Origin of the sequence: Streptomyces sp. NPDC001851, from assembly GCF_040297165.1 — a bacterium.
Lineage (GTDB): Bacteria > Actinomycetota > Actinomycetes > Streptomycetales > Streptomycetaceae > Streptomyces.
Window position 1 is genome coordinate 17,679 of record NZ_JBEOYR010000011.1, and the last position, 15,344, is coordinate 33,022.

Consider the following 15,344-nt stretch of genomic DNA (forward strand, 5'->3'; position numbering starts at 1 on the left):
CACGGGGAGCCGAGCAGGATTCACGTCACATCGACGCTATGGCCATCGTCAAACTGACGTGAACCAGTTATGATAGATAGCGTCAGTTAGACGAAAAGTAGAAAGGGTGCGTGTCGTGACCACCGCCCAGACCCCGGAGCTCGACGTGCAGCCGACTCCGCTCGCCCTGCTGCTGCTCGGCCGTGAGGCCGACCCGAAGAGCGAGCGGGGCGTCGAGTGCCCCGGTGACCTGCCGTCGCCGTCCGACCCCGACCTGGTCGAGCGCGCCCGCGCGGCCAAGGAGAAGCTCGGCGACAAGGTCTTCGTGCTCGGCCACCACTACCAGCGCGACGAGGTCATCCAGTTCGCCGACGTCACGGGTGACTCCTTCAAGCTGGCCCGGGACGCGGCCGCGCGCCCGGAGGCCGAGTACATCGTCTTCTGCGGTGTGCACTTCATGGCCGAGTCGGCGGACATCCTCACCTCCGACGCCCAGAAGGTCGTCCTGCCCGACCTCGCCGCCGGCTGCTCCATGGCCGACATGGCGACGGCCGAGCAGGTGGCGGAGTGCTGGGACGTGCTGACGGAGGCCGGGATCGCCGAGCAGGTGGTCCCCGTCTCGTACATGAACTCCTCGGCGGACATCAAGGCGTTCACCGGCAAGCACGGCGGCACGATCTGCACCTCGTCGAACGCCAAGCGGGCGCTGGACTGGGCCTTCGAGCAGGGTGAGAAGGTGCTGTTCCTGCCGGACCAGCACCTGGGCCGCAACACCGCCGTCCGGGACATGGGCATGTCCCTGGACGACTGCGTGGTCTACAACCCGCACAAGCCGAACGGCGGCCTGACCGCGGACGAGCTGCGTGCGGCGAAGATGATCCTGTGGCGGGGCCACTGCTCGGTCCACGGCCGCTTCAGCCTGGACTCGGTCAACGACGTGCGCGCCCGCATCCCCGGCGTGAACGTCCTCGTCCACCCCGAGTGCAAGCACGAGGTCGTCGCCGCCGCGGACCACGTCGGCTCGACGGAGTACATCATCAAGGCCCTGGAGGCGGCCCCGGCGGGCTCCAAGTGGGCCATCGGCACCGAGCTGAACCTGGTCCGGCGGCTGGCGAACCGTTTCGCGCCCGAGGGCAAGGAGATCGTCTTCCTCGACAAGACGGTCTGCTTCTGCTCGACCATGAACCGCATCGACCTGCCGCACCTGGTCTGGGCCCTGGAGTCCCTGGCCGAGGGCAACCTGGTCAACCGGATCGAGGTCGACAAGGAGACGGAGGCGTTCGCGAAGCTGGCGCTGGAGCGGATGCTGGCGCTGCCGTAACGGGCCTTCACACGAGTCAGGGGCGCTTCCCGGTGTCGGGGGGCGCCCCTTTCGTGCCACGATCGAGGGAACGGTCCCCGATCCCATGGACAGGTGATCTTTCGATGTCCCAGTCTGGCGAGCGACGGAAGGAAGGGCGTGACATGACTGCGATGGCACACGAACCGATCACCCAGGAAGTCCTGCTGGATGGGTTCCTCGCCCTGGACACCCCGGAAGGTTTCCGGGCCGAGCTGGTCGAGGGGGAGATCGTTGTGACGCCGCCGCCGGACGGGGATCACGAGGACTACATCAACGTGATCGTGAAGCAGGTGATCAGGCGGTCTCGGACCGACATGGATTTCTCCGGGAACAAGGGACTGAAGCTGGAGAGCGCGGTCGGCTGCCCGAAGGACCATGTGATCCCGGACGGCACATTCGCCCCCGCGCAGCTGCGGCTCTACCGGGGCGCCGACCCCTGGATGCCCTGCGAGGGGGTCGCCATGGTGCTGGAGGTGACGTCCTCGAAGCCCCGGGCCGATCGCGAGACGAAGCGCCGCTGCTACGCCCGGGGCGGTATCCCGCTCTACCTGCTCGTCGACCGCAGCACCTCCTCCACCACGCTCTTCAGCGACCCCGGAGCGGACGACTACCGCGAGCAGTGCATCCTCGCCTTCGGCAAGCCCCTCGCCCTCCCCGAGCCCTTCGCCTTCGAGCTGGACACCGCGGACTTCCTGTGAGTCCCGGGCCCGCACCGCTGTGCGGGCCCGGTCCTTCGGGCAACCGGCCGGCTACACCCCGGCCGGCTCCGGAGTCCGCCGAGGCTGCGGCTCCTTCTTCGCCGCCCGCTTCTTCGCCCGGCGCTCCTTGCGCAGTTCCAGCATCGCGTAGAGCGTGGGCACCAGCAGGAGTGTCAGCAGCGTGGACGTGATCAGGCCACCGATGACGACCACCGCGAGCGGCTGGGCGATGAAGCCACCCTCACCCGTGACGCCCAGGGCCATGGGAAGCAAGGCGAAGATCGTCGCCAGCGCCGTCATCAGGATCGGGCGGAGGCGGTGGCGACCACCCTCGATCACCGCTTCCACGACGCCGTAACCCTGCCTCCGGTACTGGTTGATCAGGTCGATCAGCACGATCGCGTTGGTCACCACGATGCCGATCAGCATCAGCATGCCGATCATCGCCGGGACGCCCATCGGGGTGCCGGTGGCGACCAGCAGGCCGATCGCGCCGGTCGCCGCGAACGGGATGGAGACGAGGAGGATCAGGGGCTGCGCGAGCGAGCGGAACGTCGCCACCAGCAGCATGAAGACGATCGCGATCGCTGCCAGCATGGCCAGGCCCAGGTTCTTGAACGCGTCGTTCTGGTCCGACGTCACGCCGCCGATCTCCGCCTTCGCGCCCGCCGGCAGCTTCAGCGCCTTGATCTTCGACTGGAGCTTGGTGCTGATCGCACCCGTGTTGTCGCCCGTCGGCCTGGCGGTGATCGTCGCGGCGCGCTGCCCGTCGATCCGGGTCAGCGACACCGGGCCGTCCACCAGCTTCACCGTGGCGATGTCCGCCAGCTTCACGGGGCCGAGGCGCAGCGCCTTCAGCTGGGCCAGCGTCGTCGCGGGCTTCGCCGACCGCACGACGACATCGCGCTCGGTGTCGTCGAGGACCGCCTTCGCCGCCGTCGTACCGCGCACCGCCTGGGCGACCGCCGCACCGAGCTTCTGGTCGTCGAAACCGGCCGCCGCCGCCTCGGCGTTGGCCCTCACCGAGATCCGCGGCACGCTGGTCGCGAGGTCGCTGGTGACGTCCGTGACGCCGTCGAGGCCGGCGACCGTCGCGCGGACCTGCTCCGCCGCCGTCCGCAGCGCCTGCGGGTCGGACGCCTTGACCACCACGCTCAGATTCTGGTTGCCGAAGCCGCCACCGGCCGACACTGTGGTCGTACCGATGCCCCTGAGCTGCTTGAGGCCGTCCTCCAGGTGCTTCTGCACCTCGTCGTACGACGCGGAGTCCTTCAGCATCACCTGGTACGAGGCCTGGTTGCTGTCCGTGCCGCCGCCGAAGGCCGCCATGAAGCCGGAGGAGCCGACGGTGACCTGGTAGTCCTTCACACCCTCGGTGGCGGCCAGCAGCCTCTCCACCTTCTTCGCCTGCGCGTCCGTGGCGGCCAGGCTCGTACCCGGCTTCAGCTCCTGCTTGACCGTGAGGACCTCCTGGTCACCCTGGTCGAAGAAGTTCGTCTTCAGCAGGCCGCCCATGCCGAAGGTCACCACCAGGACCACGATCGCGATCAGGACACTGGTCAGGCGGCGGCGCGTGGCGAAGCGCAGGACGGGGACGTACGCGCGCTGCAGGCGGCTGTTCGCCTCCTTCTCCTCGGCCCTGCGGCGGGCCTGCTCGGCGTCCTCGGGCGTGCCCTTCGGGGCGCGCAGGAACCAGTACGACAGGACCGGAACGACCGTCAGGGACACCAGCAGGGAGGCCAGCAGGGCCGCCGTCACCGTGATGCTGAACGAGCCGAACAGGGCGCCCACCATGCCGCCGACCAGGCCGATCGGCAGGAACACGGCGACCGTGGTGAGCGTGGAGGAGGTGACGGCGCCGGCCACCTCGCGCACGGCGTTCAGGATCGCGTCCCTGCGCTCCTCGCCGTAGCCGAGGTGGCGCTTGATGTTCTCCAGGACCACGATCGAGTCGTCCACGACCCGGCCGATGGCGATGGTCAGCGCGCCGAGCGTGAGCATGTTCAGGGACAGGCCGCGCGTCCACAGCACGATCAGGGCGAGGACGACCGACAGCGGGATGGAGACCGCCGTGACCAGCGTCGAGCGGATCGACGCCAGGAAGACCAGGATGACGAGGACCGCGAAGAGCAGGCCGAGCGCGCCCTCCGTGGTCAGCCCCTCGATGGACTTGGAAACGGCCGGGCCCTGGTCGCTGACGACCGTGAGCTTCGCGCCGGAGCCGAGCTGCTCGCGCAGGTCGGGCAGCTTGTCCTTGACCGCGTTCGAGATGGTCACCGCGCTGCCGTCGTGATCCATGGTCACGTTGACGGCGAGGCTGGGCCTGCCGTCGGTGCGGGTGATCGAGTCGGCCGGGGCCGGCTGCTCCTTGACGGTGGCCACGTCACCGAGGCGTACCGGCTTGCCGCCGCTGTGGCCGGTGACCATCAGGTCCCGGATCTGCTTCAGCGAGGTGAAGCCGCCGCCGACCTGGACGGTGCGGTTGGCGCCGTTCTCGTCGAAGGAACCGGCCGGGACGGTCGCGCCGCCCGCCTGGAGGGCCTGGCCGAGCGCGGCGGAGGTGAGGCCGGCCCGCGCGAGCCCGGCGTCGTCCGGGGTGACCGTGACCTGGAGGCCGCGGACGCCCATGACCTGGACGCGGCCGACGCCGTCGATGTCCTTCAGGGTGGGTACGACGGTCTTGTCGAGCTGGTCCGCGAGCGCCTGCTGGTCCTTGTCGGAGGTGACGGCGAGGACCACGGCCGGCATGTCGTCGGTGGAGCCGGATATGACCTGCGGGTCGACGTCGTCCGGGAGCTGGTTGCGGGCCCGGTTCACGGCCTGCTGCACGTCGGAGACGATCCGCTTGGTGTCGTTGTCGTAGTCGAAGGACGCCATGATCACGGCGTTGCCCTCGCCGGCGGTCGAGGTGACCCCGGTGACACCGTCGACGCCCTGGAGGCTGTTCTCGATCGGCTCGACGACCTGCTTCTCGACCACGTCGGGCGAGGCGCCCCGGTACGGCGCGATCACCGACACCATGGGCAGGTTGATGGTGGGCAGCAGCTGCTGCTTGATCTGCGGGATCGCGATCAGCCCGAAGACGAGCGCGACGAGCGACATCAGGCCGGTCAGGGCCCGTTGACGGAGGCTGAATCTCGACAGCCAGGACATGGGTCAGGTCTCTCTTCTGTGGGTCTGTGAGCGGCAGACCCCCTCACCCTCACCCATCGCAGAAGGCCGATCCGTAGGCCCTGGGTCCCGTTCCTTATCCGGGCCCTACTCCGTCCGCAGTACGCCCGGGTGGAGATCTGCAGTAGTCCCGGGTGGAGGTCACTCCATCCTCGGACGTACCAGCCCCGACTCGTACGCGATCACCACGAGCTGCGCCCGGTCGCGCGCGCCCAGTTTGGCCATGGCCCGGTTGACGTGCGTCTTCACCGTCAGCGGGCTGACCTCCAGGCGCTCGGCGATCTCGTCGTTGGAGTGGCCGCCGGCGACCTGGACGAGCACCTGCCGCTCCCGGCCGGTGAGCGTGCCGAGCCGCGCGGAGCGGGCGGGGTCGCGGTCGTCGTCACCGGCGCCCTGGGCGAGGAAACGGGCGATCAGGCCCTTGGTGGCGGCGGGGGACAGCAGGGCCTCGCCGCCCGCCGCGACCCGGATGGCGTTGAGCAGCTCCTCCGGCTCGCTGCCCTTGCCGAGGAAGCCGGAGGCGCCCGCGCGCAGCGCCTGGACCACGTAGTCGTCCACCTCGAAGGTGGTCAGGATGACCACACGGACCTGCGTCAGGGAGGGATCGGCGCTGATCAGCCGGGTGGCGGCGAGGCCGTCCGTGCCGGGCATCCGGATGTCCATGAGGACCACGTCGGGGGCCTGCTCCCTGGTCAGCCGGACCGCCTCGGCCCCGTCGGACGCCTCCCCCACGACCTGCATGTCGGGCTCGGAGTCGACCAGCACCCGGAACGCGCTGCGCAGCAGTGCCTGGTCGTCGGCGAGCAGGACACGGATCGTCATGCGGGCTCCCCCGGGGCCGTCGTACGGGAATCGGTACGGCTGTCGGTACGGGTCTCCGTACGGGTCTTGAGGGGCAGGATCGCATGGACGCGGAAGCCGCCGCCGTAGCGGGGTCCGGTGGTGAGGGTGCCGCCGACGGCGGTGACCCGCTCGCGCATGCCGAGCAGTCCGTGCCCGCCGCCGGCCCCGGGCACCCCGGCCGCGCCCGCCCCGTCGTCCAGCACGGTCACCTCGATGACCGTCCCCACCCGTACGACGCTGACCTCCGCCCTGGCCTCGGGCCCGGCGTGCTTCTGCACATTGGTCAGGGCCTCCTGGACGATCCGGTAGGCGGCCAGGTCGACCGCGGCGGGCAGTTCGGTGCCCTGGTCGGCGCGGGCCACCTGCACCGGCAGGCCCGCGTTGCGGAAGGTGGCGGCCAGCTCCTCCAGGCGGCTCAGGCCGGGTGCGGGCTCGGTCGGTGCCTCCGGGTCGCCGGACTGCCGCAGCAGTCCTACGGTGGCGCGCAGCTCGTCGAGCGCGGACCGGCTGGCCTCGCGGACATGGGCGAGGGCCTCCTTGGCCTGGTCGGGCCGCTTGTCCATGACGTGCGCGGCGACCCCGGCCTGCACGTTCACGAGGGCGATGTGGTGGGCGACCACGTCGTGCAGATCGCGGGCGATGCGCAGCCGCTCCTCGGCGACGCGGCGCCGCGCCTCCTCCTCGCGGGTGCGTTCGGCTCTCTCGGCGCGCTCCCGGATGGCCTGGACGACCGCGCGCCGGCTGCGTACGGCGTCCCCGGCGGTGGCGCCGATGCCGGTCCAGGCGAGCACGCCCAGGTTCTCCTGCGCGTACCACGGCAGGGGGCCGCCGAGCATGGCGGCGGCCGTCAGCACGGTCATGGTGAGCAGGCCGACGCGCCAGGTGGTGGTGCGGTCGGTGGTCGCGGCGACGGTGTACAGGGCGATGACGGCGGACATCGCGACCGGGGCGCGCGGGTCACCGGTGACGCACTCGACCACGGAGAGGGCGCCGGTGGTGGCGAGGACCGTCTTGGGGACGCGGCGGCGCAGGACCAGCGCGGCCGCGGCGAGCAGCATGAGGAGCAGGCTGAGGGGGTCGGGGGTGCGGACGCCCCAGGTCACGCCGTGGGCTCCGCGGGGGACGACGAAGGAGCCGACGACCATGCAGACCAGGACGCCTGCGGCGATGGACGCGTCCAGGGCCAGCGGGTGGGCCTTGAGGCTGCAGCGGGCGCGGTCGAGCGTGCGGGCGGTACTCACGGGGGTGAACAGTACGGGTCTGTGCGGGAGAGGGGGACCGCGACCGCAGCTCCCCGAGGGGCGCGGGGAACCGCGCGGTCAGCCCCCACCGGCCCGCAGCCGGCGCACGGCCCGAGCCGCCCGAGCCCTCAGCCGGGAATCAGCCCGTCGTCGCTGAGCATCTCCCGGACCTCCTCCAGCGACGCGTCGGCCGACGGCAGGATCAGCTCCGACGGTTCCAGCGAAGCGTCCGGCAGCGGCCGGCCCAGCTCACGGACCTTGTCCAGGAGGGCGTGGAGGGTGGCGCGGAAGCCGGCGCCGTCGTCGCTCTCCATCGCGGCCAGCAGCTCGTCGTCCAGCTTGTTCAGCTCGACGAAGTGGGAGTCGTCCAGCTGCACCTGGCCCTCCCCCATGATCCGTACGATCACGTCGGCCTCCTCGGCTCGGGTCCCGGCGCCGGGCTACTGCTTGTCGAAGCGCGGGGTGTCCTGCGGCTGCTGCTGGGTCCGCCCCTGGCCGGTGCCGCCCTCGATCGCCTGCTGCGGGGAGCCTCCGGCCAGCTCGGCCTTCATGCGCTGCAGTTCCAGCTCTACATCACTACCACCGGACAGCCGGTCCAGCTCGGCCGCGATGTCGTCCTTGGCCATGCCGGTCGGGTCGTCCAGGGCACCGGAGGCGAGCAGCTCGTCGATGGCGCCGGCGCGGGCCTGCATCTGCTGCGTCTTGTCCTCGGCGCGCTGGATGGCCAGGCCGACGTCGCCCATCTCCTCGGAGATGCCGGAGAAGGCCTCGCCGATGCGGGTCTGGGCCTGGGCGGCGGTGTAGGTGGCCTTGATGGTCTCCTTCTTCGTACGGAACGCGTCCACCTTGGCCTGCAGGCGCTGGGCCGCGAGGGTGAGCTTCTCCTCCTCGCCCTGGAGGGTGGCGTGCTGCGTCTCCAGGTCGGTGACCTGCTGCTGGAGCGCGGCGCGCCGGGACAGCGCCTCGCGGGCCAGGTCCTCGCGGCCGAGCGCGAGCGCCTTGCGGCCCTGGTCCTCCAGCTTGGTGGACTGCTGCTGCAACTGGTTGAGCTGGAGTTCCAGGCGCTTGCGGCTGGTCGCCACGTCGGCGACGCCGCGGCGGACCTTCTGCAGCAGCTCCAGCTGCTTCTGGTACGAGTAATCGAGGGTCTCGCGCGGGTCCTCGGCCCGGTCAAGGGCCTTGTTCGCCTTCGCGCGGAAGATCATCCCCATACGCTTCATGACACCGCTCATGGGCTTCGCGCGCCCCCTTCTGACGGACTCCAGCTCACAGATCCTGCGACAGGACCCACAGTACGGGCCCTGACTCCATTACCGCACTGTTCGGGGAGTGATGCGCTCATCCCCGAGGACGACTGCGGACGCTACCGCTCCGGCGCAAGGAGTAGGTGATCCCCCACCAGTCCTCCGCCGGCCCCCACCGGAACGTCCCCTCTGTCCCCCTACAGACGTCCGGTGTTGCCGGATCGTTCCCGGCCGGACTGGGGTCCATGCCGGTGCAGCCCTTACCCTTGGGTTTTGTGTTCCGTAGCCGTGCCAAGGACGAGAAGGCCCCGACCGCCGACAAGGCGCAGGTGGACCTCTCCAAGCAGCCCCGTGACCCGCAGGCCCCGAAGGGCAGGCCCACGCCCAAGCGCAGTGAGGCCCAGTCCCAGCGGCGCAGCGTGGCCCACACGCCCACCACCCGCAAGGAGGCCGCGAAGCGTCAGCGCGAGGAGCGGCGCCAGGCCCTGGAGCGGCAGCGCCAGGCGCTGGCCAGCGGTGACGAGCGCTATCTGCCCGCCCGGGACAAGGGGCCGGTCCGCAAGTTCGCCCGCGCCTGGGTGGACTCGCGGTTCAACGTGGCGGAGTTCTTCCTGCCGCTCGCCGTGGTGATCCTGGTGCTGAGCGTGGTGCGGGTGCCGGCGATCCAGTCGATCGCGCTGCTGCTGTGGCTGGTGGTGATCGTGCTGATCGTGCTCGACGCGGCGTTCAGCGGCTTCCGGCTGAAGAAGCGGCTCAAGGAGCGCTTCCCCGACCAGAACACGCGGGGCGCGGTGGCCTACGCCCTGATGCGCTCCCTCCAGATGCGCCGGCTCCGGCTGCCGAAGCCGCAGGTCAAGCGCGGAGAGCGGCCCTGAGCGCAGAGGCTTTCACCGGGGGCGCGGCCGAGGTCTGGCTGAGCAAGCTGGGCAGGCTGCGTGATGTCGTACGCCAGGAGCTGGTGGCCCGGCAGCTGGACGAGCAGATAGCCGGGCGGTTCCCGGTCGGGCAGCGGCTGCGGGTGCTCGACGTGGGGATGGGCCAGGGCACGCAGGCGCTGCGGCTGGCCCGGCTCGGCCATCAGGTGACCGGGGTCGAGCAGGACGCGACGATGATCGCCGCCGCGCACGAGGCGCTGGCCGCCGAGCCGGAGGGCATCCGTGAGCGGGTGCGGCTGGTGCAGGGCGACGGGCGGGACACCGGTGTGCACTTCCTGCCGGGCAGCTTCGACGTGGTGCTGTGCCACGGGGTGCTGATGTACGTGGAGGACCCCGACCCGCTGGTGGCGGGGCTGGCGCGGATGCTCGCCCCCGGCGGACTCCTCTCCCTGCTGGTCCGCAACGGCGACGCGCTCGCCATGCGGCCGGGCCTCGCCGGTGACTGGGCGGGCGCGCTGGCCGCCTTCGACACGACCGCCTATCGCAACCGCCTGGGCCTGGACGTCCGCGCCGACCGGCTGTCGGCGCTCACCGCGACGCTCGCCGGCATCGCGGCCCCGCTGCACGCCTGGTACGGCGTCCGGGTCTTCACGGACACCGCGGCGGACGACGCGCCGATCCCGGACGACCTGGAGGCACTGCTCGCCGCCGAGGAGCGGGCCGGACGCACGGACCCCTACCGCGGGGTCGCGGCACTCCTGCACCTGTGCGGCGTCCGCGGCTGAGACCCTTCGGCACCACAACCAGGGCCACGGACAACACGCCGATCCCGGACGCCCTGGAGGCACTGCTCGCCGCCGAGGAGCGCGCCGGGCGCGCCTCTGCACTGTGCGGCGTACGCGGCTGAAGCCGTTCGGCGGAACAGCGCGGGCCTGGTGATCATCGCGCGGTGAGACTCGGGGCATGGACGCTCTCCTCAGCCGTGCCCTCCGGAAGGCCGTGTCCGTCGTCGCCCTGGCGTGCTGCGCGATCCTCGTCGCCGGCTGCACCGGCTCCGCCGCTCCGGCCGGCCAGGGCACCGCCGCACCCGCGCGGGCGGCCGTGCCGCAGGCGGTGAGTGATCTGCAGGCCCAGTACCAGAAGGTCATCAAGGAGGTCCTGCCGTCGGTCGTGCAGATCCAGGCGAGCCACGGCCTGGGCTCCGGAGTGGTCTACGACGGCAAGGGACACATCGTCACCAACGCGCACGTGGTCCAGTCGGAGAAGACCTTCCAGGTGACCACGGCCAACAGCGAGGAGCCGCTCACCGCGCGCCTGGTGTACTCCTACCCCGAGCAGGACCTGGCCGTGATCAAGCTGGACAGGGTGCCGGAGGGGCTGAAGGCGGCGGAGTTCGGCGACTCCGAGAAGGTGGAGGTCGGCCAGATCGTGCTGGCCATGGGCTCGCCGCTCGGGCTGTCCTCCAGCGTGACCCAGGGCATCGTCTCGGCGACCGGGCGGACCGTCAGCGAGAGCAGCGCGGGCGGGGGTACCGGCGCGACGATCGCGAACATGGTGCAGACCTCGGCGGCCATCAACCCCGGCAACAGCGGCGGCGCGCTGGTGAACCTCGCCGGGCAGGTCATCGGCATCCCGACGCTCGCCGCCGCCGACCCCGACCTGGGGGGCAGCGCGGCGCCCGGCATCGGGTTCGCGATCCCGGCGTCCATGGCCAAGACGGTCGCCGGACAGATCGTCAAGCACGGCAAGGTCGTCGACTCCGGGCGGGCCGCGCTCGGCATCACCGCGCGGACGGTCGTCGACGACCGCTACCAGCCCGCCGGGGTCGCGGTGGTCACCGTCGCGAGCGGCGGCGCGGCCGACAAGGCGGGCCTGCGCCCCGGCGACATCATCACCGGACTGGGTGACCAGCCCATCACCACCATCACCTCCCTCTCGGAGGCGCTGGCGGCGGACAGGCCGGGCCAGCGGACGACGGTGACCTTCCAGCGGGACGGCGCCGAACGGACGGCGGAGGTGACGCTGGGCGAGCAGTGAGACAGCGGGGGTACGGCCCCGAGCCGTACCCCCGGAGGGTCGTGCCTACGCCTCCATGGCGGCACGCAGGCTCATCGGCCCGTAGATCTCGGTGTTCTCCTCGAACAGCCGCACCTGGTCGGCCCCGCCCTCCAGCAGCGCCTTCCAGTGCTCGCCGATCCAGGACTCGGCATCGCCCTGGGTGGTGAACTCCTCGGGCTGCACCGCGGGCTGGACCTCCGTCCCGTCGGCCTTCTCGAACCGCCACGTCCATGCCGTCATGTGGGCCTCCTTGTGATCCAACACCTGCCGGAAGACTAGCCGGAAGCGCAAGAGCTGGTCGGACAGGCGAAAATCGATCCGTGGACGTGACTCTGCTCGGTACCGGCGCCCCTGCCGGACTGCCCCGGCCCGACTGCCCCTGCGCCGCCTGCGCCACCGCGCTGGGGCCCGACGCCCGGGCGGCCACGGCCGTGCTGGTGGACGGGGCGCTGCTGCTCGATCTGACGCCGGGCGCGGCGTTCGCGGCGGCGCGGGCCGGGCATTCGCTGGCCGGGGTACGGCAGGTGCTGCTGTCCCATCCGCACAACGGGCCGGTGGTGGAGGTGCCGGCCGGACTGCCGCAGCCCGGGCGGGTACCGGACGGGCGGGAGTTGGCGCTGCTGACGGGGCATCGGGTGCGGGCCGTGGCGATGGACGCGGGCGGCACCGGGTACGCCGTGACCGGGCCGGCCGGGCAGCGGCTGCTGTATCTGCCGCCGGACGGGGCGCCGGCCGGTCTGGAGGAGGCGACGGCGGAGTCGTACGACATGGTCCTCGCGGACGTCGTGGGCCGCCCGGACGCGCTGGCCCGGCTGCGGGCGGTCGGCGCCGCCGGTCCGACCACGGACGTGATCGCCGTCCACCTCGACCACGATGTGCCGCCCGGCCCGGAGTTGCGGCGCCGGCTGGCGGCGGCCGGGGCGCGGGCGGTCGCCGACGGTACGACGCTGACCGTCGGCGCGTACGAGGACGTACCGGACGTGCCGCGCCGGACCCTGGTGCTGGGCGGGGCGCGCTCGGGCAAGTCGGTGGAGGCCGAGCAGCGCCTGGAGTCCTTCCCGGACGTGCTGTACGTGGCGACCGGCGGGACGCGCGGCGGGGACGGCGAGTGGGCCGAGCGGGTGGCCGCGCACCGGGAGCGGCGGCCGGGGTCGTGGCGTACGGCGGAGACGACGGACCTGGTGCCGTTGCTCCGCGAGGACGGGCCGCCGCTGCTGATCGACTGTCTGTCGCTGTGGCTGACGGACGTCATGGACTCGGTGGGGGCGTGGGACGACGCGGAGTGGGCGGGCGGGGGTGAGAAGTCCCTGCGGGAGCGGGTGCGGGAGCTGGCGGACGCGGTGCGCCGTACCCGGCGGACCGTGGTCGCCGTGTCCAACGAGGTGGGGTCGGGGATCGTGCCGGCGACTGCCTCCGGCCGCCGGTACCGGGATGAACTGGGGCGGCTGAACGCGGCGTTCGGGGCGGAGTGCGAGCAGGTGCTGCTGGTTGTCGCGGGCCAGGCTCTGGTGCTCCGGGGCTGAGGCACGACCGCCCGCACGGCAGGGCGGGCTGCCGCTCCCCGGGGGCGCGGGGCTGTATCAATGTGCGGCTCCGCCGCGTGGGCGCGACCAGCCACGACGCACCCGAGGTCAGCCGCGGTCCTTGCGGGCCACGATTCGGTACGCGTTGGAGAACGCGGTGCGGCGGAACACGGGTGCCAGGATGTGGTCCACGGCCGACGCCAGGTCCAGCAGGGGCGCCGCGGCGATCCTCAGCAGCGGATGCGCGGCCGAGGCCAGGGCGACGGCGCCGGACAGGTCGTAGGGGATGTGCGGCGCACACCGGTCCGTGACGAGGATCGTGCAGCCCAGGGACTCCAACTCCGCACGCAGGTTGGCCAACGGCATCAGGTGCAGGTGGCGGGGCTGGCCGTACGGCAACCAGAGCCTGCCGAGCAGCGCGGCGAACGCGCAGCGCGGGTCGGCGACTTCCACGACGAGGTGGCCGCCGGGGCGCAGGACCGTCAGGGCCGCGCGGAGTTCGGCGCGCGGGTCGGGCGCGTGCTCCACATGCCGGAACATGCTGACCACGTCGTAGCGGGCGCGCAGCCGGGCCGTCATTCCGGGGGTGGAGAGGTAGCCGCGGTGGGCCTCCTCGACCCGCTCCTGCAGCTGCGCCTGCTGCACCCGGGCCGTCGGGTCCAGGCCGTCGAAGCTCGTGTAGGGGAAGAACTCCTTCGCCGCCTCGGGGAAGCCGGCGTGCCCCGTGCCCACGTCCAGCCAGCTCTCCGCCTCGGCCAGCGCCGACAGCTTGCGGGCGGTGGCGCGGTGCCGGCGGCGGACCGCCTCGGCGGAGCGGATCCGGGCGGTGAACTCCTCCAGGTGCCGTTCGTAGAAGTCCCGGTGGAAGAAGGTGAAGCCTTCCGCCGTGAGCCGGGGGTTCTGGAAGACATGGGCGCAGTCACGGCACTGGTCGACGGCGAACCTGCCGGGCCGGTGGCGCAGGGGGTCTCGCGCGCGCACCCGGGTGCGCAGCCGTGCGGAGCCGCACCAGGGGCAGTTCTCGCGGCGTGGCTCCAGGAACGGGTCGGCCGACCGGGGGTGGGTCGTCGGCGTGAAGGGCGAGGTCGGCATGGGCGGCTCCCTGTGCGACATTCCGCTGCAAACCGGAACGTATGGGATCGCGATCTTGGGTGCAATGACGTCATGGGGGTGTGGTGGCGATGTGGCGCGGAAGCGTGCGTTCTCTGGCGGTACTGTTCGGCGAATGAGCAGGCTTAATCTCGACGACTTCACCGATCTGATCGAGCGCCCGGACGGGGGCGTGCGCCGTGACGCCGAGACCCGGCGGGAGCGCCAGATCGTGCCGCCCGGGGCGCTGGGACGCCTCGACGAGCTGGGCGAGTGGCTGTCCGCCGCGCAGAGCGCCGTACCGGTACGGACCGTGGAGCGGCCGCGGGTGATCCTCTTCGCCGGTGACCACGGAGTCGCCGAACTGGGCGTGTCGGCGCGTCCGGCCGGCAGTGCCGCGCAGCTGGTGCGGGCCGTACTGGAGGGCGCGAGCCCGGTGTCCGTGCTCGCGCGGCGCCAGGAGGTGCCCGTGCGGGTCGTGGACATGGCCCTGGACTGCGCGCCGGACGCCTTCCCGGAGGACGTCGTGCGGCACCGGGTGCGGCGCGGCAGCGGCCGCATCGACGTCGAGGACGCGCTCACCCCGGAGGAGGCCGAGGCGGCGCTGCGCGCGGGTGTCGCCGTCGCCGACGAGGAGGCCGACTCGGGTACGGACCTGGTGGTGCTCGGCGACATCAGCGTGGGCGGGACCACGGCCGCGGCGGTGCTGATCGCCGCGCTGTGCGGGACCGACGCGTCGGTGGTGACCGGGCGGGGCGGGCTCGCGATCGACGATCTGGCGTGGATGCGCAAGTGTGCGGCGATCCGGGACGCGCTCAGGCGGGCGCGGCCGGTGCTCGGGGACCAGCTGCAGCTGCTGGCGGCCGTGGGCGGCGCGGACCTGGCGGCGATGACCGGGTTCCTGCTGCAGTGCGCGGTGCGGAAGCTGCCGGTGATCCTGGACGGGGTGGTGGCCGCCGCGTGCGCGCTGGTCGCCCAGCGGGTCGCCTTCCGGGCGCCGGACTGGTGGCTGGCCGGACACGACAGCGGGGAGCCGGGGCAGGCGAAGGCGCTGGACCGGATGGCCCTGGAACCGCTGCTGGAGCAGGGGGTGAAGGTCGGCGAGGGTACGGGGGCGCTGCTGGCGCTGCCGTTGGTCCGGGCCGCGGCGGCGCTGGCCGCCGAGCTTCCCGAGAAGGATCCGGAAGAGCCTTCGGAGAAGGAGCCGGAAGGGCCTGCCGTGAAGGAGCCGGAAGAGGCGACGGAGTAGTCGGGTCCGGCCGGTTCGGCGCCGCCGGATCG

14 protein-coding genes are annotated in these 15,344 nt (G+C 72.0%); 7 read left to right on the forward strand and 7 right to left on the reverse strand.

Going from position 1 to position 15,344, the window contains the following annotated elements:
• Nucleotides 1-115 precede the first annotated feature (115 nt).
• Nucleotides 116-1,300, forward strand: a complete 1,185-nt coding sequence (gene nadA / locus ABT171_RS17745) for a quinolinate synthase NadA (protein WP_351244672.1) — start codon at nt 116-118, stop codon at nt 1,298-1,300.
• Between the two features lie 143 nt (nt 1,301-1,443).
• The gene (locus tag ABT171_RS17750) at nt 1,444-2,019 is read left to right on the forward strand and encodes a Uma2 family endonuclease (protein ID WP_351244674.1); all 576 of its coding nucleotides are present in this window, start codon (nt 1,444-1,446) and stop codon (nt 2,017-2,019) included.
• Nucleotides 2,020-2,070: 51 nt separating this feature from the next.
• Here ABT171_RS17750 and ABT171_RS17755 read toward each other — a convergent pair whose 3' ends face one another.
• The 5 genes from ABT171_RS17755 to ABT171_RS17775 form a co-directional block, all read right to left on the reverse strand.
• Nucleotides 2,071-5,172 carry an efflux RND transporter permease subunit gene (locus tag ABT171_RS17755; protein WP_351244676.1) on the reverse strand — a complete coding sequence of 1,034 codons (3,102 nt, stop codon included), beginning with the start codon at nt 5,170-5,172 and terminating at the stop codon, nt 2,071-2,073.
• A gap of 159 nt (nt 5,173-5,331) precedes the next feature.
• Nucleotides 5,332-6,012: a response regulator gene (locus ABT171_RS17760; protein WP_351244678.1), complete on the reverse strand. Its 681-nt coding sequence runs from the start codon at nt 6,010-6,012 to the stop codon at nt 5,332-5,334.
• Nucleotides 6,009-7,274: a sensor histidine kinase gene (locus ABT171_RS17765; protein WP_351244680.1), complete on the reverse strand. Its 1,266-nt coding sequence runs from the start codon at nt 7,272-7,274 to the stop codon at nt 6,009-6,011. The genes ABT171_RS17760 and ABT171_RS17765 overlap by 4 nt, the downstream gene beginning before the upstream one ends.
• Nucleotides 7,275-7,402: 128 nt before the next feature.
• Nucleotides 7,403-7,681, reverse strand: coding sequence for a PspA-associated protein PspAA (pspAA, locus tag ABT171_RS17770; RefSeq protein WP_351244682.1), 279 nt, complete (start codon nt 7,679-7,681; stop codon nt 7,403-7,405).
• Nucleotides 7,682-7,714: 33 nt separating this feature from the next.
• Nucleotides 7,715-8,506, reverse strand: coding sequence for a PspA/IM30 family protein (locus ABT171_RS17775; RefSeq protein ID WP_351244684.1), 792 nt, complete (start codon nt 8,504-8,506; stop codon nt 7,715-7,717).
• A gap of 257 nt (nt 8,507-8,763) precedes the next feature.
• On the opposite strand from ABT171_RS17775, the gene ABT171_RS17780 reads away from it, so the two are divergent.
• The 3 genes from ABT171_RS17780 (at nt 8,764) to ABT171_RS17790 (ending at nt 11,430) form a co-directional block, all read left to right on the forward strand.
• Complete coding sequence (locus tag ABT171_RS17780) at nt 8,764-9,393, forward strand: DUF3043 domain-containing protein (protein ID WP_351244686.1); 630 nt, start codon at nt 8,764-8,766, stop codon at nt 9,391-9,393.
• 83 nt (nt 9,394-9,476) lie between these two features.
• Nucleotides 9,477-10,178: a class I SAM-dependent methyltransferase gene (locus tag ABT171_RS17785; protein WP_351244688.1), complete on the forward strand. Its 702-nt coding sequence runs from the start codon at nt 9,477-9,479 to the stop codon at nt 10,176-10,178.
• 178 nt (nt 10,179-10,356) lie between these two features.
• Nucleotides 10,357-11,430, forward strand: a complete 1,074-nt coding sequence (locus tag ABT171_RS17790; protein ID WP_351244690.1) for a S1C family serine protease — start codon at nt 10,357-10,359, stop codon at nt 11,428-11,430.
• A gap of 45 nt (nt 11,431-11,475) precedes the next feature.
• Here ABT171_RS17790 and ABT171_RS17795 read toward each other — a convergent pair whose 3' ends face one another.
• A complete protein-coding gene (locus ABT171_RS17795) occupies nt 11,476-11,691 on the reverse strand; it encodes a hypothetical protein (protein ID WP_351244692.1) in 216 nt (71 codons plus the stop codon).
• Between the two features lie 80 nt (nt 11,692-11,771).
• Between ABT171_RS17795 and ABT171_RS17800 the strand changes: the two genes are divergently transcribed.
• Nucleotides 11,772-12,974, forward strand: coding sequence for a bifunctional adenosylcobinamide kinase/adenosylcobinamide-phosphate guanylyltransferase (locus ABT171_RS17800; RefSeq protein WP_351244694.1), 1,203 nt, complete (start codon nt 11,772-11,774; stop codon nt 12,972-12,974).
• Between the two features lie 108 nt (nt 12,975-13,082).
• Here ABT171_RS17800 and ABT171_RS17805 read toward each other — a convergent pair whose 3' ends face one another.
• A complete protein-coding gene (locus ABT171_RS17805; protein ID WP_351244696.1) occupies nt 13,083-14,066 on the reverse strand; it encodes a class I SAM-dependent methyltransferase in 984 nt (327 codons plus the stop codon).
• A 133-nt stretch (nt 14,067-14,199) separates the two neighbouring features.
• Between ABT171_RS17805 and cobT the strand changes: the two genes are divergently transcribed.
• Nucleotides 14,200-15,312: a nicotinate-nucleotide--dimethylbenzimidazole phosphoribosyltransferase gene (gene cobT / locus ABT171_RS17810; RefSeq protein ID WP_351244698.1), complete on the forward strand. Its 1,113-nt coding sequence runs from the start codon at nt 14,200-14,202 to the stop codon at nt 15,310-15,312.
• The last annotated feature ends 32 nt before the right edge of the window (nt 15,313-15,344 follow it).